This is a genomic window from Streptomyces sp. NPDC002490 (genome assembly GCF_040296045.1).
In the GTDB taxonomy this organism is placed as follows: Bacteria; Actinomycetota; Actinomycetes; order Streptomycetales; family Streptomycetaceae; genus Streptomyces.
On sequence record NZ_JBEOWM010000013.1, the window covers coordinates 69,759 to 90,648 of the forward strand.

General features: G+C 73.6%; 16 protein-coding genes and 1 pseudogene. 7 read left to right on the forward strand and 10 right to left on the reverse strand.

The genetic code is table 11. From position 1 onward, the window contains the following. Both ABT092_RS10935 and ABT092_RS10940 read left to right on the forward strand, forming a co-directional pair. A complete protein-coding gene (locus ABT092_RS10935) occupies positions 1-1,110 on the forward strand; it encodes a Rieske 2Fe-2S domain-containing protein (protein WP_351242186.1) in 1,110 nt (369 codons plus the stop codon). 7 nt (positions 1,111-1,117) lie between these two features. Further along, a pseudogene (locus tag ABT092_RS10940) lies at positions 1,118-1,722 on the forward strand (asparagine synthase-related protein). 218 nt (positions 1,723-1,940) lie between these two features. Here the strand turns inward: ABT092_RS10940 and ABT092_RS10945 are convergent. Next, entirely contained in the window at positions 1,941-2,669 is a 729-nt protein-coding gene (locus tag ABT092_RS10945) for an SDR family oxidoreductase (protein ID WP_351242306.1), read from the reverse strand. A 134-nt stretch (positions 2,670-2,803) separates the two neighbouring features. Between ABT092_RS10945 and ABT092_RS10950 the strand changes: the two genes are divergently transcribed. Beyond that, positions 2,804-3,616, forward strand: a complete 813-nt coding sequence (locus ABT092_RS10950) for a helix-turn-helix transcriptional regulator (RefSeq protein ID WP_351242188.1) — start codon at positions 2,804-2,806, stop codon at positions 3,614-3,616. Positions 3,617-4,064: 448 nt separating this feature from the next. Beyond that, positions 4,065-5,159, forward strand: coding sequence for a hypothetical protein (locus tag ABT092_RS10955; RefSeq protein ID WP_351242190.1), 1,095 nt, complete (start codon positions 4,065-4,067; stop codon positions 5,157-5,159). Between the two features lie 162 nt (positions 5,160-5,321). Here ABT092_RS10955 and ABT092_RS10960 read toward each other — a convergent pair whose 3' ends face one another. Both ABT092_RS10960 and wecB read right to left on the reverse strand, forming a co-directional pair. Next, on the reverse strand, positions 5,322-6,659 hold the full coding sequence (locus ABT092_RS10960; RefSeq protein ID WP_351242192.1) for an XrtP-associated glycosyltransferase: 1,338 nt from the start codon (positions 6,657-6,659) through the stop codon (positions 5,322-5,324). 84 nt (positions 6,660-6,743) lie between these two features. Continuing rightward, positions 6,744-7,895, reverse strand: coding sequence for a non-hydrolyzing UDP-N-acetylglucosamine 2-epimerase (gene wecB / locus ABT092_RS10965; RefSeq protein WP_351242194.1), 1,152 nt, complete (start codon positions 7,893-7,895; stop codon positions 6,744-6,746). 365 nt (positions 7,896-8,260) lie between these two features. Here wecB and ABT092_RS10970 point away from each other — a divergent pair, with 365 nt between their 5' ends. Both ABT092_RS10970 and ABT092_RS10975 read left to right on the forward strand, forming a co-directional pair. Continuing rightward, complete coding sequence (locus ABT092_RS10970; protein ID WP_351242196.1) at positions 8,261-8,986, forward strand: hypothetical protein; 726 nt, start codon at positions 8,261-8,263, stop codon at positions 8,984-8,986. Positions 8,987-9,487: 501 nt separating this feature from the next. Continuing rightward, positions 9,488-10,699: a hypothetical protein gene (locus tag ABT092_RS10975; RefSeq protein ID WP_351242198.1), complete on the forward strand. Its 1,212-nt coding sequence runs from the start codon at positions 9,488-9,490 to the stop codon at positions 10,697-10,699. A gap of 133 nt (positions 10,700-10,832) precedes the next feature. Here the strand turns inward: ABT092_RS10975 and ABT092_RS10980 are convergent, their stop codons facing one another. The 7 genes from ABT092_RS10980 to ABT092_RS11010 all read right to left on the reverse strand — a co-directional run bounded on the left by ABT092_RS10980 (position 10,833) and on the right by ABT092_RS11010 (position 19,105). Then, on the reverse strand, positions 10,833-12,404 hold the full coding sequence (locus tag ABT092_RS10980; protein ID WP_351242200.1) for an ATP-binding cassette domain-containing protein: 1,572 nt from the start codon (positions 12,402-12,404) through the stop codon (positions 10,833-10,835). Further along, positions 12,401-14,026, reverse strand: a complete 1,626-nt coding sequence (locus ABT092_RS10985) for an ATP-binding cassette domain-containing protein (RefSeq protein WP_351242202.1) — start codon at positions 14,024-14,026, stop codon at positions 12,401-12,403. The genes ABT092_RS10980 and ABT092_RS10985 overlap by 4 nt, the downstream gene beginning before the upstream one ends. Further along, on the reverse strand, positions 14,016-14,870 hold the full coding sequence (locus ABT092_RS10990; protein WP_351242204.1) for an ABC transporter ATP-binding protein: 855 nt from the start codon (positions 14,868-14,870) through the stop codon (positions 14,016-14,018). The genes ABT092_RS10985 and ABT092_RS10990 overlap by 11 nt, the downstream gene beginning before the upstream one ends. After that, positions 14,867-15,946, reverse strand: coding sequence for a FecCD family ABC transporter permease (locus ABT092_RS10995; RefSeq protein WP_351242206.1), 1,080 nt, complete (start codon positions 15,944-15,946; stop codon positions 14,867-14,869). Before ABT092_RS10995 ends, ABT092_RS10990 begins: the two co-directional genes overlap by 4 nt. Beyond that, positions 15,943-16,995, reverse strand: coding sequence for a FecCD family ABC transporter permease (locus ABT092_RS11000; RefSeq protein WP_351242208.1), 1,053 nt, complete (start codon positions 16,993-16,995; stop codon positions 15,943-15,945). Before ABT092_RS11000 ends, ABT092_RS10995 begins: the two co-directional genes overlap by 4 nt. Before the next feature lie 62 nt (positions 16,996-17,057). Then, positions 17,058-18,122 (reverse strand): ABC transporter substrate-binding protein, encoded by a 1,065-nt coding sequence (locus ABT092_RS11005; RefSeq protein ID WP_351242210.1) that lies wholly within the window; start codon positions 18,120-18,122, stop codon positions 17,058-17,060. After that, positions 18,119-19,105, reverse strand: a complete 987-nt coding sequence (locus ABT092_RS11010) for a siderophore-interacting protein (protein ID WP_351242212.1) — start codon at positions 19,103-19,105, stop codon at positions 18,119-18,121. The genes ABT092_RS11005 and ABT092_RS11010 overlap by 4 nt, the downstream gene beginning before the upstream one ends. A 147-nt stretch (positions 19,106-19,252) precedes the next feature. Between ABT092_RS11010 and ABT092_RS11015 the strand changes: the two genes are divergently transcribed. Further along, the gene (locus tag ABT092_RS11015; protein WP_351242214.1) at positions 19,253-20,860 is read left to right on the forward strand and encodes a helix-turn-helix domain-containing protein; all 1,608 of its coding nucleotides are present in this window, start codon (positions 19,253-19,255) and stop codon (positions 20,858-20,860) included. Positions 20,861-20,890 lie beyond the last annotated feature (30 nt).

Sequence of the window (20,890 nt, forward strand, 5' to 3'; positions counted from 1 at the left end):
ATGAAGCCGCATCTGAAGCCCCTCGTGAAACAGCTCCTCGTCGAGCGCGGGGTCCGGCGACCCGGGGCCGCCCCGGCGGACTCCCTCGGCGGTCCCGTCCGGCCCCGCCCGAACGGATGGTTCTGCCTGGCCTTCTCCGACGAACTGCGGCCGGGGGCGCTCACCACCCGACGGCTCGCCGGGGCGGAGGTCGTCCTGTACCGGACGGGGCGGGGACTGCTGCGCGCCGTGCGCCCGCACTGCCCCCACCTGGGGGCGCACCTCGGGGTCGGCGGCTCCGTCGAGGGCGAGGACCTCGTCTGCCCGTTCCACCGGTTCGCCTTCGACCCGTCGGGGACGTGCGTCCGCACGGGGTACGGTCTGACCCCGCCGAAGGCGTCCCTGACCCCGTACCCGGTGTGCGAGGCCAACGGCGGGGTCTACGTGTGGTGGCACGCCCTCGGGCTGCCTCCGCAGTGGGAGGTCCCGGTGCTTCCCATGGACGTTCGGCAGCCGTTCAGCCACGACACCTTCGACATCGCGGGGCATCCCCAGGACGTCATCGAGAACGCCTTCGACTGGGGGCACCTGCCCGCGCTGCACGGCCTGCGGGACCTCGACATCGAGGGCACGCCCGAGCCGGGGAAGCCGGTCAGCACGGTCACCGCGACCGCGCGCGGCACCGCCATGCGGGGCTTCCGCCCGTCGTACACCCTCACCGTGATCGGACTCGCCACCATCGCCGCGCGGACGCAACTGCCCCGGGAGCTCGGCACCTTGTACGTCCTGCTGCACGCGACGCCGACCTCCCCGGGTCGGATAGAGCTGCGGTTCGGCACGAAGCTGGAGCTGAACGGCGTTCCCGGGCTGCCAGCACGGCTGGGCCGCGCGGTGGCGACCCCGCTCGCCCGGCTGGCGAGCACCGTCATGCAGCGGGTGGCGAGCGTCGACACCGGCGCCGACCTGCTGATGTGGCACCACCAGCAGCACGTCGAGGCTCCGAAGCTCGCCAAGGGCGACGGTCCGATCGGCCGCTACCGGCAGTGGGCACAGCAGTTCTACTCGGAACCCGCGGACGGTAAGGCCCCGACACGCCCGCCCCGGAACCGGGTGAGCCGTGCGGGCGAGTGACCGCACGGTGACGACGCCCGGGAGGGGGAGCGGCCGACAGCGGAGACCGGCCGGCCCGCGGCAGCAGCCGCGACAGTGCCCTCGCACTGTTCTGCCGGCCCGCCCCTCCCGCCTGGAGCAGTTGCTCACCTTCGACCGGCTGCACAAACTGCCCGGCCTCAACCTGCGCGAGCTCGACCACCTCTCCATGGCCCACGGCATCGAGGGCCGTGTCCCCTACTGCCAGCCGGCCGTCACCGAGTTCGCCCGGCGCACCCCCGACCCGCTGAAGGCGCCGCCGGGCGGCGCAAGCGGATCCTCCGGGACGCGGGCCGTCCGCTCGTTCCGGAATCGGTCCGGACCCGGCAGAAGCAGCCGTTCACCTTCCCCGTCGACAGCTTCCTGGCGCCGGGCACCGGGCTCTGGCGGTGCGCGACCGACGTCCTGGCCAGGCCCCGGCCGTGCGCCGACGGATTCCTGAGCGGCGCGGCGGTGCGCGAGGTGCTGGACCGACACGCCGCGCGCCGTGACCAGGCGCGACTGGTGTGGGGCCTGATGGTGCTGGACATCGCCCTGTCAGCCTGGCCCCCGACTGGTCGCCCTCCGGCAGCAGGTCGGTCCTGGGCGAACTGAAGGTCGCGGACCTGATCGACACGGTCGAACTGAAAGGGCTTTTCACGGACCGGGAGTTGGCCGAGACGGTGACGCGGCGGTCATGGCACGGGCCCGGCCCGCGTCGGACACCGAACCGGCGGTCCGGTTCCCCGGACGCGTCAAGGTGATCGCGGCCGACTGCCCCGGGACGGCCCTGCCGGCATGCCCCGGGCCGCACGCCTGTCTGCCCGCTGCCGTCACTGCGCGCTCGCGGCGGGTCGGACGACGATCTCGTTGACGTCCACCTGCGGGGGGCGGGAGACGGCGTAGGCGATGGCGTCCGCGACCGCGGAGGCGGGCAGGGCCACGGCGCGGTAGGTCCGCATGAGCTCGCGGGCGGCGGGGTCCGAGATGTGGTCGGCGAGTTCGGACTCGGTGACGCCCGGCGAGACCAGGGTGACCCGGACGTCACCGGCGGACTCCTGCCGCAGGCCCTCGCAGACGGCGCGGACCGCGAACTTGGTGGCGCAGTAGACGGAGGCGGTCGGTGAGACCTCGTAGGCGCCGACGGAGGCGACGTTCACGATGTGCCCGCCGCCCTGCGCCCGCATCACGGGCAACGAGGCGGCGATGCCGTGCAGGACACCCCTCAGATTCACGTCGATCATGCGGTCCCACTCCTCCGTCCTGAGCGCTTCCAGCGGTGACAGCAGCATCACTCCGGCGTTGTTGACCATCACGTCCAACCGGCCGTACCGTTCGCCGGCCGCCGCCACGAAGTCCCGGACGTCCACGGCATCGGTGACGTCCAGGCGCCGGGCCGCCGCCGTACCGCCCGCAGCGGTGATGTCCGCCACCAGCCGGTCCAGCCGGTCGGTGCGCCGTGCTCCCAGGAGCAGACGGTGCCCGTCGGCGGCGAGCCGCCGGGCGCTCGCCTCGCCGATCCCGCTGCTGGCACCGGTGATCGCGATGACCTTCGTCGTCATGTCCGTCACGGCCTGTCGCCTTCCTCTCGGAGGACCCCCATCCTGGGCTCGGGGCGTCCAGCGGCCCAGGCCGTGTGCTGCCCGGGTGCACCGCACCCAGGCAGCACGCCGTACCCGGGCCTAGCCTTGGGTTCATGGCCGACAACCACCTGGGGGAGTTCCTGCGAGCGCGGCGGGCCGCCGTACGGCCCGAGGACGTCGCGATGCCGAGCCACGGCGTGCGAAGGGTGGCCGGACTGCGCCGCGAGGAGGTCGCCGTACTGGCGGGGGTCAACGCGGACTACTACGCACGCCTGGAGCAGGGACGCGAACGCCGCCCGTCCGCCCAGGTGGTGGACGCGCTCGGCCGCGCGCTGCGGTTGGACGCCGACGCCCGCGAGCACCTGCACCGGCTGGCCGGCACCACGGCCTCCCGGCAGCAGCCGCTTGCCACCGGTTCCCGGGTCGACCCCGCGCTCCGCGCCCTGTTGGCCGGCTACCCCGGCACCCCGGCGTTCGTCATCGACCCGAGCCTGGACGTCCTGGCCGCCAACACCTCGGCCCGGGCCCTGTACTCCCCCTTCGCACCGATGGACAACCTGGCCCGCATGGTTCTCCTCGCACCGGCCGGTCGGCGGTTCCACTCCCGCTGGGACCGCACGGCCGAGACGGTGGTGGGCCATCTGCGGCAGGCGTACGGCATCGATCCGGACAACCCGAGACTGCACGGTCTCATCGCCGAACTCGACGCTCTCAGCGCCGACTTCGCGCGGATCTGGCGCACGCACACGGTGCGCGGAAAGTCCCGGGCAAAGAAGCACTTCCACCACCCGGACGTCGGCGCCCTCACCCTCACCCACCACGTGTTCGACGTCCGTGACGCCCCCGGCCAGCAACTGGTCGTCTACCACGCCGAACCCGGCAGCCCCAGTGCCGAGGCCCTCGGGAGGCTCAGCGCCGGGGCGTGAGGGTGGATGCGGTCGCGACGGACATCGGGCGCTCCTGATCAGCGCCCCGCACCGGCCCCCGCTCGGGCTACGGCCCCGCTCGGGCGCACGGCAACGGAGCACGCCGCGCCTTCACTCGTCCAGGTGATTGGGCCGAGCACGGCGAGCCCCCTACAGTGGCTGCATCGGGATGCTTCCCCGCGGAACCCCTGCACGGGGGATCCGCTTGCGGCGCAGGCGCATTCGCCGTCTCGATACGACAGGACCGGCTCACCGACGCATCCGGCGCCCCACTACGCGGTCGCCGATGAGGACGGCTGCCCCGCGGCGGTCCGCAGGGCGTCCCGACGAGGCATTCGGGGACACCGCACCGCGCGCGAACGCCGGTGCTGCCCGCACGTGGCATCCGACGCCCGCCCCTCGGCACCAGAACTGCGCCCGACGGACGGCGGGACCACCCCCAAAGGACGTGCACCTCCGGTGCGCGAAGGCCGCACAGGACGTACCCGAGCCCGTCCTCCATCCGGTCATCACCCCGCACTCAGGAGGAATCATCAACACGGCCGCCAACTGGAACGACATCCTGGTCCGCGACAACTTCCCGGACGTGGGGCAGACCCCGACGTCCAACCCCGTCTGGGAGTCCCCGGACATCATCCCCTTCGGCAGCGACATCCTCGACTTCGACCTGCTGGAGTCCAGTTACGGCGGTCCCGACCTCGGCGTGGGCCACCCCGTGGTGCACGGGGCGCTGAACCGCATCTACGTCCGGGGCAAGAACCTGAGGACCGGCTGCCCCGCCTCCGGCGACGTCAGGCTGTACTACGCCCCCGGAGGGCTGCTCCTGGACCCGCGGGCGTGGACGCCGATCCCCGCGGAGGGCGGCGGCACCACCGTGCCGTTCACCGTCCGGGGCGGCGGGCGGGAGGTGCCCCCCGGGCAGATCTGCGTCAGCAGGTCCGCCTTCGTCTGGCCGAGCGAGGTGCCGCCGGGCCACTACTGCATGATCGCCACCGTGGACACCCCCGCCCACCCCATGCCGCCTCGACTGCCGACGTTCAGTTCGCTCGTCGACTACCTGAACTGGGTCAGGTACAACCCCAACGTCGGCTGGCGCAACATCGACGTCATCCCGTGCCAGCGAACCCGGTACGTCCTCTCCGACCTGGCCGTCGTCAACCTGAACGACACTCCGACCCGGTTCGTCTTCGGGGTCTCCGGAACGGATCTGCCCGCCGGCACCGCGACCTTCTCCAACACCGACCAGCAGGCGCCGTTCAGCCTGACGGCCCAGATCTATGCCCCCGGTACCGACGAGGGGTACACGCGCTCCGTCCTCCTGCCCGCCAACTACTCCGGCACGGTGACGGTCGCGGTCCAGTTCGACCAACCCCTCCCGTGCGACGCCCGGATCGTCCTGCGGGCCTACAACCCGGTGACCAGGAACGCCGGAACGCGCGAACGGCGACTGGCCGTCCCCCTCACCGGCGTGCCCGAGACCGCGGACGCCCTGTTCCTCGAACTCGGCGCGTACACCTTCGTCGCCGCATCGGGCAGTCCGTGAGGTGAGCGGCCCCTGACGCCCCGGGCGCCCAGGCCGATCGGTCGTCGGCGAGGACAGTCGGTCGCGGAGTCCTCCGCCCCCGGGGCGCACCGGTGAGCGGCGCCCCGCGGCTGACCCCGGGCGGACGGCCCCCGGTGCGGCCCGGCCCGCGACGGACGGGGCTCAGGACTCGATGGCGACCGGGCCGATGCCCGCCTTCTCGGCGTTGCGCCGGGTCTTCGCCCAGCCGGTGCGGCCCCGCAGAATCCGGAGGCAGGCGCGGGTGCAGACGACGAAGAGGTGGTAGGCGTACAACCAGAGCGCCAGCCCCCAGAGCAGGCCCGTGAACCGGGAGCGGCCCGGAGCGAAGTCCCGTCGGTAGACCGGGCCCCACAGGAGGAAGGGCACGAGGGAAGCGGCCGCGAGCAGGAGGGCCAGGGGCCAGGTGGCGAGGGTGGTGCCGTCGTCCATGACGAGGGCGGCGACCATGACCACCGTCAGCAGCAGGGTCACCAGATGGGCGAGCGGCTGGAAGAAGGTGTAGAGGGCTTCGAGCACGCCCGAGAGGCGGTAGTGACGGGAGGAGACGATGCGGCCCGCCATGCGGACGCACTGGATGTTCCCCTGGGCCCAACGGGTGCGCTGGGCGAGGAAGCGGCGGGTGTGGGGGAGCGCCTCCTGGGTCACCCAGGTGTCGTGGACATGAGTGACCCGGTGGCCGGTGAGACGCATCTGGAGGCCCAGCTCGTAGTCCTCCAGGAGCGCGTCGTGCTGCCACGGCCGTCCGCCTTCGGCGGCGGCGATGCGGTCGAGGGCGGTGAGCCGGGTGAACTGGCCGTTGCCGCCGAGGCCAACCGAACCGGTGCGGCGGCGCAGCAACTGCATGCCGCTGTTGGAGGTGGCGAACTCCATGTCCTGCACCCGGATCAGCAGGCGGGCGTAGGCGTTGGCGAGCCGTCCCCGGTGGGGGAGGGGGCGGGGGTCGTCGGTGTTCCGCATGCGGACGCCGATCTGCACGCCGCCGGTCTCCGGGTCGGCGAAGCCGTCCGGGCCGCTGACCCGGTCGAGCGCCTCGGGTGAGACCTGGCCGTCCGCGTCGACGACGCAGACGACCACCCGGTCGCGGTCGGCGCCGTGGAGTTCGGCGCCGAGTGCCGCGTAGGCGGCGTTGAGCGCGGCACCCTTGCCGGTCCGGGCGTCGGGGAGACGCCGGGAGACCAGACGCACCGCCGGGTCCCGGTCGGCCAGCCGGGCCACGATCGAGGCGGTGAGGTCCTCGCTGGCGTCGTCGACGACCCACACGCGGGCCGTGGGGAAGTCCGAGCGCAGCCGGGTGACGGTGGTGGCGATGACGGCCTCCTCGTCGCGGCACGGCACGAAGAAGTGCCAGTCGTGGGCGGTGGGGTCGCCCTTCGCAGTGGGGACGCGCCGCGCGTACGCGGTGCGGGCCCCGGCCCAGTAGACGAAGAAACAGGCGAGGAGGAGGAAGGGGAAGAGGTACAGGAGGTGGCTGGTGCTCACGGGTGCTCCGGTGGGGCGGGGGCGATGGGACGGGTCAGCGGGGGAGGGGCGCCGTCCGGTCGGGACGGTCCGCCTCCGTGGCCGTCACGCGGGCGTCGCCGCCCGGGCCGGCGCGGACGGGTGGTGTGCGCCGGTGCGGGCGGCTCGCTCGACGAGGCCGGCTATCCGCAGGGACGCGCTGCCGTCGCCGTAGGGGCTGGGGAGGGCGGCCAGGCGGCGCAGGCCCTCGGCGCCCTCGGCGAGTCGGCGTCGGACGGCGGCCGTGATGCCCGGCCCGGGCGGGGTGAGCTCGGCGAAGTCGGCGAGCGCCTCGGGGCGTTCGGTGGAGCGGCGCACCACCACCAGCGGGCGGCCGAGGACGGTGGTCTCCTCCTGTACGCCCCCGGAGTCGGAGACGATGACGGCGGCGTGGCGGGCCAGGGCGAGGAAGGTCCCGTACCCGCTCGGGGGCAGGACGGTCACCGGGGCGAGCAGGGGGTCCAGACCGGCCGCGGCGATCCGCGCGCGGGTCCGGGGGTGGAGCGGCAGGACCACGGGCAGTTCCCCGCCGATCCGGGCGAGCTCGCCCAGCACCGCGGCGAGGGCGGGGACCTCGTCGGTGTTCTCGGGCCGGTGCACGGTGGCCAGTACGTATCCGTCGGCGGTCAGCCCGTGCCCGTTCAGCAGGGCCGCTCGCTCACCCGGCGGAGGAAGGTGGTCGCGGACCGCTTCGACGACGGTGTTCCCGGTGACCGTGATCCGCTCGGCCGCGATGCCCTCGGCGAGGAGGGATTCCCGGTTCCCGGGGGTCGGCGCGCAGAGGACGTCGGCGATCCGGTCGATCACGACGCGGTTGTGCTCCTCGGGCATCGCGCGGTCGTGGCTGCGCAGCCCGGCCTCGACGTGCACGAGGGGCAGGTCCCGGGCATTGGCGGCCAGTGCTCCCGACAGGGCCGCGTTGGTGTCGCCCTGGACGACCACGGCGAGCGGGGGCGCCGCCTCGAAGCCCGCGTCGAGCGCTGCGAGGGCGGCTCCGACCTGGACGGCGCGCGGTCGCCCGCCCACCCCGGGCAGGAACTCCGGCTCGGGCACCCGTAGCTCGTCGAGGAAGCCGCCGGACAGCTCCGGGTCGTAGTGCTGGCCGGTGTGCAGGATGCGGGCGGTGGGGCCCAGCAGCCGGATCAGCTCGGCGAGCTTGACCAGCTCGGGGCGGGTGCCCAGGACGACGGCGACACTGCGAGGGGGGAGGGTGTTCATGGCGTACCACACTAATGAACATGATTCTCAAGAAATGCATTCAAAGTCACAAAACATCGTATTTGATAGATATGTCTCATGGGTGGCCGGATCGCCGTGGATTGCCAGGCAGCGGGCCGCGCGGAGCCTGCTGGAGGAAGGCGGGGCCGGGCCTCCGGGCCCCCGGGCCGGACGAACCGGAGGTCGACCGGGCGAGGCCCCGCCCTGCCGGGACCGCCCGGGCCGGGGGACCGGCCCGGACTGCGGCGATCCGGGCGACTCCCGTCGGCGCGCTCCGCCGCACGGGTGAACGCGGCGTCCCGCGTTTTGATCTTTCTGGTGGGATCGGCCCCGGAGCACACACGGTCCGTTCGGAAGGGTCCTGCATGCCTCACGGTCAGCACCACCACGTCCGCGTCATCTGTCCGTCGGCGGTCGCGACGCTCGGCACCGACGCCCACCTCTCCGGGGACCGGAGGCTGTCCTCGCTCGGGCCGGGGGAGGTGTTCATGATGGGCGACAACGAGGCCCTTCCCGCCATGCCCGAGCGGCCCACCCTCGCCGACTTCTTCCGGCTGCGGCTCGCGCTCGACCCCTTCGTCGCCCGGCACATGCTGCACAGCGCACTCCGGGCCCGACAGCAGGGCATGAGCGAGAAGGTGGTGCTGGCCTGCCTGCTCCACGACATCTCTCTCGGCGGCCTGGTGCGGAGCCAGCACGGGCACTGGGGTGCCCAACTCGTCGGCCCCTACGTGGACGAGGAGGTCGCCTGGGCCATCCGTCAGCACGAGGTCCTGCGCTACTTCCCCGACGAGAGCGTGGGCTACGGCTACCCGGAGGCGTACGTGGACTTCTTCGGCGCCGACTACCGGCCGCCTGCTCACACCCGGCTCGCCTACCTCGAAGCCCGCCGCCACCGCTGGTACATGTCCGCCCGGGTGGTCACCCTCAACGACGTGTACGCCTTCGACCCCGAGAAGCACGTGGAGTTCGAGGACTTCGAGGACGTGGTGGGCCGCAACTTCCGCCAGCCCGCGCAGGGCTTGGGCTTCGACGGGTCCCCGGTGGCCCACATGTGGCGCACCATGATCTGGCCGAACAACTTCCTCTGAGGTCCCGGCCCGCCGTCGGGGCGGGTGCGGTGGAACGGAAAGCCGGCGCCGCCCACACCGTCAGGTCGCCCGGGAGGGGCGCGTGGGCCATCGGCGGCTCCCCCCTCGGGTCGGGGGAAGCGTCCCCGTCCGGGTGAAGGGCGCTGTCGCCGGGGCGGGTCCTCGCGGGCGGTGGCCGGAATTCGCCGCAGTTCCCCAGCGCACGCGGACGGACGAGGACGCTCACCGCCCGTCGGCCGTGACCATCGCCGCGGGACGGAAGCGCTGCTGGGGCGCCCTCGCCCGGAAGTCGGGTGCCGATGTGTCGGGGGAGGCGTCGAGCGACGGAAGGGACGACCCGAGCCGAACGTGCGTGCGCATCCGGCCGTTTCGGGGATCGAGCTGCCAACAGCTCGTCAGGGAAGGAAACTTGAGCGCCGGCTCGGGCTCCTCGCTGGCCTGGAACGAACGCAGTACCCCATGTGTACGTCCCTGTCGTCGAAGAGATCAGGAGTGTTCGAAATGACCCGTGTGCGCGTTCCCCGATCCGTCCCCCTCGCCGCAGCGGCAACGGCCCTGCTCCTCCTGGGCTCCGCACCCGTCGCGGTGGCCGAATCCTCCGAACGACCGCTGACCGCGCGGCTCCTCCCGATCCCGCCGGGCGGCCTCCACAGCTTCGTCAAGGACCTCAACGGCAGGGGCACGATCGTCGGCGAGTACTACACCGAGGGTTCCACCGGACCGCTCGCGATCCGGTGGAACGCGAGACGCCCCGGCTACACCCGGCTGGCGCCGCTACCCGGTGAGCAGTTCAGCACCGCGACCGCGCTCAGCGACCGCGGATGGGCGGTCGGTCTGTCCTACGACGACCCGGCCGACTCCCACCCCGTCCGCTGGACGCCGGGCGCCGCCCCGACCCGGCTGACGCTTCCCGACCGGGCGCGCGGCGGCAAGGCGTCGGCCGTCAACGACTCCGGGACGGTGGCCGGTGAGGCGTCCGCGGGGAACGACCGCTCCCTTCCGCTGCGCTGGCAGCCCGACGGCAGCAGGACCGACCTGCCCGTGCTCCCCGGCGACGACAGCGGCACGGCGAAATCGATCAACAACGCGGGCACGGCGGTCGGGTGGACCGAGAAGCGCGACGGCACCGACGCGCCCGCGCACCCCGTGCGCTGGAACGCGGCGGGCGCCGTCAGCGCGCTGCCCCTCCCGGCGGGCTTCGTCGGGGCCCGGACGAGCCGGATCACCGACAACGGGGTGGTCCTCGGCCACGGGCGGCTGGCCGGAAGCACGACGTACGACCGGGTCCTGGTGTGGGCGGCCGACGGCACCGTCCGCGACGCCGGGCCCGGGCGGGGCTACGACGTCAACCGGGCGGGTACCGCCGTGGGCGCCTCCCTGGAGGACGACCCGAACGGCGACACGGCCCGCTGGAACGCGGACGGCACCCGGACCGTGCTCCCCAACCCGGCGGAAGCGGCCGGGGAGGTGCTGGCGATCAACAACCGGGGTGCGGCCGTGGGGTACGCGTGGCCGCCGGCCGGTAACCCCGCCTTGGACAAGGCCCTGTTGTGGAAGCCGGACGGCACGGTCGTCCCGCTGCCGCCCTCGCCCCTCGGGCCCTACGCCGCGGCGTTCGCGATCAACGACGCCGGAGTGATCGCCGGATTCGCCGTGGGCACCGACGGCGCGGACAAGGCGACGACCTGGCGTGCGACCGTCTGGAAGCGCTGACGTCCGCCGCCCGACGGGACCCCGGGCGGGAGGGCCGGCTCCCACGACTTCGGCTCCGCGGCACCGGGCCGCGGAGCCGAAGCCCTGCCGGGGCCGCTCCGGGCCGTCGACACTGGTTCTCGTCCTTGTCGCCTCACGCACGGGGCGCGCGCCCGGGCAGGGTGATCACCTCCGTGGCGTCCCAGAGGTCGGCGTGCCGGTGGGTGACCGCGACGATCGTGCCGGGCCGTTGCCGTAGCGCCGCCACGACCTGCCGTTCCGTCGTCGCGTCGAGGGCCGACGTCGCTTCGTCGAGGATGAGGACCGGTGCGTCCCTAAGGAGCGCGCGCGCCAGGGCGACGCGTTGGCGTTCCCCGCCGGAGAGCGCGTTCCCGTGGTGTCCGACCTGCTGGTGGATGCCGTCCGCGGACCGGCTGACGACGGCGTCCAACCGTGCCGTCCGGGCGGCTTCGAGGACGTCGTCGTCGGTGGCCGAGGGATTGCCGAGCCGGATGTTCTCGGCGAGGGTGCCGTCGAACACGATCGGTTCCTGGGGGACGTAGGCGAAGTGCGCGGCGAGGTCCTCGTCACGCAGCTCCGTCAGGGGGGTTCCGCCCAGGGTCACCCGTCCCTCCTCGGGGTCGTCGAAGCGCATGAGCAGCTGGAGCAGGGTGCTCTTGCCGCTTCCCGTGGGGCCGGTGACGAGCACCCGGGCCCCTTCGGGGATCACGGCGGAGACCTCGCGGAGCACGGGCTGGTGCGAGACCTGCACGAGTTCCAGCCGGTGCCCCTTGCCCGGGGCGCTCCGCGCGGGCTGCGGCAGCGCGGGCGCGGTGACCACCGCGCCGTACTGCCGGACCGTGGTGCGCAGGTCGTTCACCGCCGGGCCGGCGAGAGCGAGCGCCTCCAGCGGTGCCGCGGCCCGTCCGGTCAGGACGAGGAGGGCGAGCGCCGCCGCGGGGTCCTCGATTCCCGTGACCGCGAGGAGCACGACCACCCCGGCGAGCGGAAGGGCGCCGGCGAGGCCGGAGACGAGGCCCGCCGGTGCGGCGGCGTCGTTGGTGCGCGCGAGAGCGGCCCCCTGGGCCCTCCAGGCGGCCGTGAGGCGGGCCGCCGCCCGGTCGGGGCCCGCGGCCGTCCGGAGCAGTTCGAGGTGGTCGACGAACTCCAACGACGCTGCGGCTGCCGCCTGTTCGGCCTCGCCCCGGGCGGCGTCCGCGCGGGCCAGGGCCCGCTGGGCCACGCTCTGCGCGAGGAAGGAGACCACCAGGAGCGCGCCCACGAAGAGCATCGCGGACGGTCCGTTGACGATCCCGATGCCGACGAGCAGCAGCAAGGGGATCAGCGGCGACAGGACGAAGGTCTGCAACTGGTGGGCGGGCACGCTCATGAGCGTCGGGACGGCACGTCCGGCGACGGTCCCGACCAGCGCACGGTTGGCCTCCGTGAACCAGGAGAGCTTGGTCCGCGCGAACGCGGTGCCGAGCGCGTCGTACAGGTCGCCCGCGAGTCGGGCGCCGGTGAGGTAGCCGCTGCGTGAGACCAGCACGGTCGTCGCCACGGCCGCTCCCGCCGCGCCGAGCACGGGTCCGGGCGGCAGCCCGTGCGCGAGGGCCGCGGCGAGCGCGGTGTACGCGACGGCTTCGGCGACGGCGACGAGCGCCCAGCCGAGGGAGATCCGCGTCAGCCGCCGCTTCGCCGCGGCGGGGAGCAGGGGGGCGGTCATCGCCTTCCTCCGGTCGTCGTGAGGTGCCCCTCGGCGAGGGTGAGGTGTTCGTCCGCGGCCGCGGCCAGTGGGAGGTCGTGCGTGACGATGACCAGCGTCTTCCCCTCGGCGGCGAGCAGGCGCAGCTCTGCCACGGCCCGGGCGGCCGTCGGTTCGTCCAGTGCGCTGGTGGGTTCGTCGAGGAGGATCACGGGCGCGTCGGTGAGGAAGGCCCGTGCCAGTGCGAGGCGCTGCCTCTCGCCGCCGGAGAGGTTCGTCGTCTCCGCCCCGGGCGGGACGTCGAGTTGGGCCCGCCGGAGCGCCTCGGCGAGGTCCCGGTCGGCCGCGTCGGGGGCGGAGAGGCGGAGGGTGTCGCGGACCGTCCCGGGCAGCGCGTCGCCGCCCTGCGGCACGAGGAGGACCGGCCCCGACGGCGCGGAGACGGGTGACTGCGGGGCCGGGGCGGACGGAAGGACCACCCTCCCCGCCCTCGCCGGTTCGAGTCCGGCGATGACGCGGAGGAGCGTCGTCTTGCCGCTGCCGCTGGGCCCGGTGACGGAGGTGAGCGTCGCCGGCGCGAAGGTGTGCGTCACCTCGTGCACGAGGACGTGCTCCGGGCTCCCCACCGTGAGGCGTTCCAGGGACGTCCCGGTGGACGTCCCCCCGGCGTCGGCCCGCTGCGGGGAGGGCGTGACGACGGGTTCCCGCAACACCTCGGCGATGCGGTCGGCGGCGGCCCGGCCCGCGCGGACGTAGTCCAGCCCGTGCCCGAGGCGTAGCGCCGGGGTGACGGTGGCCAGGCCGAACAGCAGCATCACGGCGAGCGTTGCGGGTTCCCGTCCGTGGCCGACCGCGTAGGCGACGGCGTAGGTCGCGGCCGCCTGGAGCAGTGCGCCCGCGACGGCGGCGAGCGTGGCGACCCGCCCCACCCAGCGGACCATTGCGGTGGTGAAGCGTCGGGTGGCCGCGGCGTAGCGGCCCGCTGCGCCGCCCTGGGCACCGTAGACGCGGGAGATCCGTATGCCGCGGGCGTGGTCGTCGACCGCGGTGACGACGTCGCTCATCACCCGGGCGCTCTCGGCGCCGTGGCGGGCGGAGGTCCGGGGCACCACGAGCAGGTAGTAGCAGGCGGCGAGCAGCCCCGGGACGAGGGCGAGCAGCGCGGCCGGCCCCGCGACGGCGAGGACGACGACCGTGCTCGCCAGGGGGACGACCGCGAGCGCCGCTATCTCGGCGGGCAGGTGGGCGACGGCGTGGTGGAGTGCCGCGATGTCGTCGGAGACCAGGCGGCGCAGCGCGTCACCGCCGCGCCGGGCCAGCGCACTCGCCGGCATCCGGACCAGGTGTCCCGCGACCTCGTGCCGCAGACGTTCCGCGACCCGTGCTTCGCCGCGGTGAGCGGTCCACGAGGACACCGCCGACAGCAGGCTGCCGGCGAGCCACGCGGCACCGGCGTGCACGGCGTGCACGGGCTCCGGGTCGGTGAGGAGTCGGGTCGTGAACCAGAGCGCACCGAGCCCGCAGAGCCCGGAGACGGCGGCGGCGAACGAGGCGAGGCCGAGGGCCGGGAGGCTGGGGAGCAGCGCCCGGACGAGGGGCGAACGCCCGGTCGGCGCTGCCCGGGAGTCGTGTTCAGGCGTCATGGGTGGCCTTCCGTCGAGTGGTGCGGTCGCGTCCGATCGGAACGACCTGGGGGGTGCCGGCGACGGGGTCGGGGACGACGAGGCACCGCAGCCCGAAGACCTCCCGGACCAGTTCCGCGGTGACCACGTCGGAGGGGGGTCCCTCGGCCACGACGGCGCCGTCCTTCATCGCGATCAGGTGCGTCGCGTACCGCGCCGCCTGGTTGAGGTCGTGGAGCACCGCGACGAGGGTGCGACCGGCCAGGTGCAGGTCGGTGAAGAGTTCGAGCAACTCGATCTGGTGGGTGAGGTCGAGGAAGGTCGTCGGCTCGTCGAGGAGGAGGATGTCGGTCTGCTGGGCGAGTGCCATCGCCACCCAGACGCGCTGGCGTTGCCCGCCCGACAACTCGTCGACCAGACGTGCGGACAGGTCCTGGACGCCGGTCGCGGCCATCGCGTCCGCGACGGTCCGCTGGTCGTCGTCGGTCCATTGCCGGATGAGCTTCTGGTACGGGTGGCGACCGCGGGCCACGAGGTCGGCGACGCGGATGCCGTCGGGGGCGAGCGAGGACTGCGGAAGGAGCCCGAGCCGGCGGGCGACGTCCTTGGCCTTGTAGGAGTGGATGTCCTGGCCGTCGAGGACGACCCGCCCCCGGGAGGGGCGCAGGAGTCTGGAGAGCCCGCGCAGCAAGGTGGACTTCCCGCACGCGTTCGGGCCGACGACGACCGTGAACGATCCGTCCGGGATCGCCACGGACAGCCCTGTGTTGACGGGGCGTTCGTCGTACCCGATGGTCACGTCCTCGGCGCGGAGCCGGGAAGGGCCCGGCGGGCGCACGGGGGTGTCGGGGTCGGAGGGGCTCATGTGTTCCGTCTCGTTTCGCGGATCAGCAGCCGGATCAGGTACAGCCCGCCGAAGCAGACGGTGATCAGGCCGACAGGCACGGGTCGGTACGCCTGCGCGATCGCCAGCGACGAGGCGTGGGCGAGGGCGACGAGCGCGGCTCCCATGAACGCGGCGGAGGCGACCGTCACCCCCGGGGTGCGGGTCAGCCGGCGTGCGAGTTGCGGCGCGGCGAGCGCGACGAACCCGATCGGTCCGGCAGCCGCGGTCACCAGCGCGGTCGTGGCGACCCCCACGATCAGGAGCACCGGTCGGGCGCGGGCCGCGCGGACCCCTTGGGCGAGCGCCGCGTCGTCCCCCAACTCCAGTTGCCGCAGCGCCGGCGCGAGGGCGATGACGCATCCCAGGACGAGCGCCCCGCCGATCAGGGAGGGGATCAGCGCGGCCCATCCCACGCGGCTCAGCGAGCCCGCCGCCCAGAAGCCGACGCTCATGGCGTCGTTGATGTCGGCACGGGTGACGAGGTAGGCGTTGACCGATCCGAGCATGGCCGAGACGGCGACACCGACGATGATCAGCCGGAACCCCTGCACGCCTCGCCGATGGGCGAGCAGGTAGACCACGCCCGCGGTGAGGAGACCTCCTGCGAGCGCCGCGGTGGCCACCGACCAGTGCCGGTGGGAGCCGAGGAGCAGCATCGTGACGACGACGCCCGTGTAGGAGCCGGCGTCGAAGCCGATCACGTCCGGCGATCCGAGGGGGTTGCGGGTGAGGGACTGGAAGACCGCCCCGCCGATCCCCAGCAGTGCGCCGAAGAGGACCGCGCCGATCGCCATCGGCAGCCGCCACTCGGTCACGATCATCCGGTGGAAGTCGTCGCCCCGGCCGGTGAGCGCCCGCACCACCTGGGCGGGGGTGAGCGGGTAGTCGCCGAAGCCGAGGGCCAGTACCGCGGCGCCGAGCGCGATCGCCGTGAGCAGCGCGTTGACCGCGAGGCTCCGGACGCTGAGGCGGGCCGCCACCAGGCGTCCGACGCGGAGGTGGACCTGCCGGTAGCCGAAGTCGATCGGTTCCGGTCGGGAGGGGGAGCGGTTCACAGGCCGGCCGCCTTCCTGCGACGGACGAGTGCGATGAGCACGGGTCCGCCGATCAGTGCCGTCAGCACGCCCGCCTCGATCTCTCCGGGGCGGGCGACGAGGCGTCCGGTCACATCGGCGACGAGGACGACGGTCGGGGAGGCCAGGACGGTGTACGCGATGATCCACCGCTGGTCCGGTCCGGTGAACCAGCGCACCACGTGCGGGACCATCAGCCCGATGAACGCGATCCCTCCGGTGAGGGCGGTGGCTCCGCCGGCGAGCAGCGTGACCGCGGCGATCCCGGCGACGCGGGTGCGGGTGACGCCAGCGCCCAGTGACGCCGCCTGGTCGTCGCCGAGGGCGACGGCGTTCAACGCTCCGCCCAGGCCGCAGGCGATCACCAGCCCGACGAGGACGAACGGCAGCACGGAGAGCGTGTCGGCGATCGAGGTGCGGGCGAGCGATCCGAGGCCCCAGTTGCGGAAGGCCCGGAAGGTCTCCTCGTCCATCAGCATCACGAACGTCGAGAACGCCGTGAGCACCGCGGCCAGGGCCACACCGGCGAGCACGAGCGTGACCGGTGAGGCGGCACCCCGTCCGGCGGAGCCGATGGCGTAGACCGCCGCCGTGGCGAGGACCGCACCGAGGAAGGAGAACCACACGTACCCGGTGACGCCCGACACCCCGAACAGGCCCACGCCGATGGTGATGGCGAACCCCGCTCCTGCGTTCACGCCCAGGATGCCCGGGTCGGCGAGCGGGTTGCGGGTGATCGCCTGGATCAGCGCTCCCGCGACTCCGAAGGCGATGCCCGCGACGATGCCGACCAGCGTGCGGGGCACCCGCAGGGTCCAGACGATCGACGCCGCCTCCGACCCGTCGGGACGGAACACGTTCCGCCACACGTCCCGCAGCGGGAGCGGATTCGTTCCGAAGCTCACGCTCAACGCCAGCACGCAGGCCAGCAGGCACGTCAGCGCCACCAGTCCGAGCAGCCGCCGGGTGTGCGGGAGCCGCTCCGTGCGTTCCGGTCCCGGGGGGCCGGAGCGCGTCGCATCGGTGGTCATGGTTCTCCTCGATCGGACGGACGCGGGGCGCGGCACGGCCCGCGCCCCGCCCGTGCGGGGTGTCAGAGGGCGTCGGCCACGAGGGGGACGAGGTGCTCGGCCGCCCACTTGTTCCCGATCGGTCCGCCGCTGCTGATCGCCCACAGCAGGTCACCGCCGTCGTCCGTCTTCGGGGGGAGTTGGACGAAGTTCCCCGAGGAGACGGCGCCGAGGTTGCGGAACAGGTCGCGGCCGGTCAGTTCCCGCATCTCCGCGTCGCGTGCGGCGGCGCTCTGACCGAGCAGCAGCACATCGGCGTCGATCTTCGACAGCAGTTCGTCGCTCACCGTGGCTTCGCGGGCGAACTCCCGTGCCGCCGGGTTCTTGGCGAAGCCCAGCTCGGCCAGGAACGCCTCGGGCGCGGAACCGGGCCGGGAGAGGTACTGGAGCCCGTTGGCGGAGCCGTAGTTGATCGCCCAGGTCGCGGTGAGTCCGTCGAACTCGGGGTGCTTCTCGCGCACCTTCGCGAAGTGCTTCTCGTGGTCGTCGACCACGGCCTTCGCGGCATCGGCGAGATCGAGTGCCTCGCCGAGCACCCGGACCGAGTCCTGCCAGGGGATGAGCAGTTGCGAGGCGGTGTCCGGACTGGTCACGACCGGGGCGATGGTGGCCAGCCGGTCGTAGTGGTCGGCGAGCTTCACCCCGCCGAGGCCGTCCGTCCAGCCGACGGCGACGATCAGGTCCGGCTTGCTCGCGGCGACGGCCTCCACCGGCACCTTCTCGCCCATCACGAACTCGTAGGTCGTGAGGTCGTCCGCGCCGTGCTCGTCGAGGTATCCGCCCTCGTCGACGAGACCGGAGCTGAGCACGGGCGTCACGCCGAGCGCGAGGAGCAACTCCGTGTCGATCGCGTTCGGGACGACCGCCGCGATCCGTTCGGGACGCTTCTTCAGCACGGTCTCGCCGAACGGCGACTTGAGGGTCAGCGGGTAGGAGGTGCGCCCCTCGGCGGCCGGTAGCCGGCTCGGCCCCTCGCTGGTCGCGGTCTTCTGGGGGGACGCGGTGGACGAGCATCCGGTCAGTGCGAGGGCCGCGGCCAGCGCCGCGCCGATCAAACCGGTGATGCTGCTGCGTCGGGTGATGTTCATGAGTGCCGTTCTTGTGCTTCTCGGGACGGGGAGGGACGGAACAGGACAGGACAGGACAGGGCAGGGCAGGGCAGGGCGGGGCGGGGCGCGCCCGGCGACCGGTGGGGGAGGGCCCGGAGCGGGCGAGGGGACGGCAGGGGTTCCCGGTGCGGGACGTCAGGACCGGTCGGTGCCGGTGGCCCCGCGCTTCCAGAGCCCGTGAAGTCGATCGCGGACGCGGGCATCCGACGCTCGTGGACGAGGTGCCGACGGATCCGCTGGACCTCCGACTGCTCACCGGCCAGCCAGGCGAACCACGCGCCGTCCGTCCAGGTCGTCGCGCGGACGGCGGCCAGCAGCGCGCCGGGGCGCGGGGGAGCGGACGCCCGCGGCAGCCAGGTGACCTCGACTCCCGCGGGACCGCGCAGGTCCAGCGCGTGCGCGGCGTGCTCGACGTCGATCAGCACCCGTCCGCGGGCGTCGTCCGGAAGCTCCTCCAGCAGACGCGCGATGGCGGGGATCGCCGTGTCGTCGCCCGCGACCAGCAGCCGGTCGGTGCCCACCGGGAGCCCCCGGGTCCTGCCGGGACCGGCGATGTGCATCCGGTCCCCCGGCGCCGCGGTCCGGGCCCAGTTCGAGGCGACGCCTTCGCCGTGCAGCACGACGTCGACGTCCAGCTCGCGTCCGTGCGGGTCGTGTCGGCGTACCGTGTAGGCGCGGGCGATCGGGCGGCGCCCTTCCGCGAACGTCACCCGTCCGTCCTCGATGACGGGCAGGACGGGCTCGCTCTCGCCCGGGTACGGGAACAGCAGTCGGACGTCGTCGTCGAAACCCGGCGACCTGAACGCCGGCCACCGCGTTCCGTCCGCGGAGGTGAACGCGCCCAGCTGGTCACCGGTCAGGGTCACCCGCCGCATCCCCGCCGTGACCTCGACGATCCGGGCGACGGCCAGTTCCCGCAGGGCCACGGGGAACACGGTCAGCGGGCGCGCGGGAACGGACACGGAAGGACTCCTCGAAGAACGGAACGGGGCCGGGGAACAGGGCGTCAGATCGCCACAGGGGCCACTTAAGTAAGGCTAACCTTGCTTTTCGGTCATTGGTTATCCTGAGGCGCACGATCCATGGACTGACGGGAAGGGGGAAACGGCATGGCCGCACGCCCGAGGCCCCCGAGCGCGCCGACCCCGGAGGTCCCGGCCGCCCGCGCCACCTCGCCGGGGAACGCGCGGGAGCCCGCCCTGCTCTGGATGCACACCGGAACCGCCCGCGTACGGACGGCGACCGAGCGGCACCGCCTCACCAGGGGCCAGGGCCTCTGGGTCCCCGCCGGCCTGCCCTACGAGATCGAGGTCGAGCCGGGATCCCTCGCGCTTCCGATCTTCCCCGCCGCACGCTCCCGGTCGACCGTGATCAGCCGTCCCCTCCGCGTCGACTTCCCGGACAGCTGGTCGGACTGGCTCACCCACCAGTTCGCCCGCAGTCTCGGCTACCTCCGCGGTGCCGCGGACGACAGCGGGGTGCTCGACCTCCTCGCTCGCGCACGACCGGCGGACGCGGCGCGCGGGCACCGGAGCCCGCCCCCCACCCCGCCGCTGCCCGTGTCGCCCGAAGCCCTCACCGTCGCACGGGCGCTGCTCCAGAACCCGAGCCACGGAGCGGGGGTCGACGAGCTGGCCCGGTCGGTCAGCATCGGCGTCCGCACCCTCCAGCAGCAGTTCCTGAAGGAGACCGGACTGCCCTTCGCCCGGTGGCGCACCGCGGCCCGGGTGGCCGCCGCGGCGAGCTACCTCGACCTGGGCCACGGCGTCGGCTGGACCGGCAGACAGGTCGGCTTCGCCACCCCCGCGGGGTTCACGAAGGCGTTCCGCGCGCACACCGGAGTGACTCCCCGTGCGTACGGGCCAGGGCGCCGCACCGGTCCGCCGGCGGACCGGCCGCTCCCGAGCGCCCTCGAAGCGCAGCTCGACGCCCATGCGCACGGCGGTGCGGAGGGCGGGGAGATCGGGGAGCCGCCGTCGATCCCGGCGTCGCGGACCTGGAACCGGATCAGCGACTTCCATGTGCTGGTCTGGGTCCACCGGGGCACCGCACGGCTCGTCGTCGGGGGCCGGCGGCACCGACTGCGGCAGGGCGACGTGGCCTGGCTCCCGGCGGGGGTGCGCAACAGCATCACGCTGCCGCGCGACGCCCTCCTGCTCCCGCTCGGCTCCCGTCCCGGGTCCTCGGCCGCCCCGCCGGAGCACGCCCTGGTGCAGGGCTTCCCGCCGCGGGCCGAGGGCTTCCTCCTGCACACGGTTGTCGCCAACTACAGCTTCCTCCGCCCCGAGGGGCACGACCCCAACGCCGTCACCCGACGCTTCCTCGAACTCTCCTGCACGCCCGACCTCCCCGCGGCCGCCGGCGGAACGGTCGCCTCCGCCGTCACCCGGATCGTCGAGGGGTTCCGACGCGATCCCGCGAGCCGTCGCACCCTCGTCCAGTGGGCCACCGAACTGGACGTGGACGCGCGGACCCTCGGACGCGACTTCCTCGACGTCACCGGTCAGACCTACGCCCAGTGGCGGACCCAACTCCGCATGACCCTGGCCCGCCAGTACCTCGAAGAGGGCATGACGGTCGGTCGAGCCGCACGGACCCTCGGCTACGCGGACGCCTCCGCCCTCACCCGGGTCTTCACCCGCGCCCACGGGATGTCGCCGCGCGAGTACCGACGGACCGGCTGGCAGCACACCGACGAGGAACTCATCCTCCGTTAGGGTCCTCCGCGCGGATCGGTGCGGGTACCG

Excerpts from the sequence above, each read along its gene's own strand:
- ABT092_RS11005 (WP_351242210.1), bottom strand. The coding sequence starts at position 18,122 with ATGAACATCACCCGACGCAGCAGCATCACCGGTTTGATCGGCGCGGCG.
- ABT092_RS10950 (WP_351242188.1), top strand. The coding sequence starts at position 2,804 with ATGGCCGACAACCACCTGGGGGAGTTCCTGCGAGCGCGGCGGGCCGCC.
- ABT092_RS10985 (WP_351242202.1), bottom strand. The coding sequence starts at position 14,026 with ATGACGCCTGAACACGACTCCCGGGCAGCGCCGACCGGGCGTTCGCCC.
- ABT092_RS11015 (WP_351242214.1), top strand. The coding sequence starts at position 19,253 with ATGGCCGCACGCCCGAGGCCCCCGAGCGCGCCGACCCCGGAGGTCCCG.
- ABT092_RS11000 (WP_351242208.1), bottom strand. The coding sequence starts at position 16,995 with ATGACCACCGATGCGACGCGCTCCGGCCCCCCGGGACCGGAACGCACG.
- wecB (WP_351242194.1), bottom strand. The coding sequence starts at position 7,895 with ATGAACACCCTCCCCCCTCGCAGTGTCGCCGTCGTCCTGGGCACCCGC.
- ABT092_RS10980 (WP_351242200.1), bottom strand. The coding sequence starts at position 12,404 with ATGACCGCCCCCCTGCTCCCCGCCGCGGCGAAGCGGCGGCTGACGCGG.
- ABT092_RS10975 (WP_351242198.1), top strand. The coding sequence starts at position 9,488 with ATGACCCGTGTGCGCGTTCCCCGATCCGTCCCCCTCGCCGCAGCGGCA.
- ABT092_RS10990 (WP_351242204.1), bottom strand. The coding sequence starts at position 14,870 with ATGAGCCCCTCCGACCCCGACACCCCCGTGCGCCCGCCGGGCCCTTCC.
- ABT092_RS10970 (WP_351242196.1), top strand. The coding sequence starts at position 8,261 with ATGCCTCACGGTCAGCACCACCACGTCCGCGTCATCTGTCCGTCGGCG.
- ABT092_RS10935 (WP_351242186.1), top strand. The coding sequence starts at position 1 with ATGAAGCCGCATCTGAAGCCCCTCGTGAAACAGCTCCTCGTCGAGCGC.
- ABT092_RS10945 (WP_351242306.1), bottom strand. The coding sequence starts at position 2,669 with ATGACGACGAAGGTCATCGCGATCACCGGTGCCAGCAGCGGGATCGGC.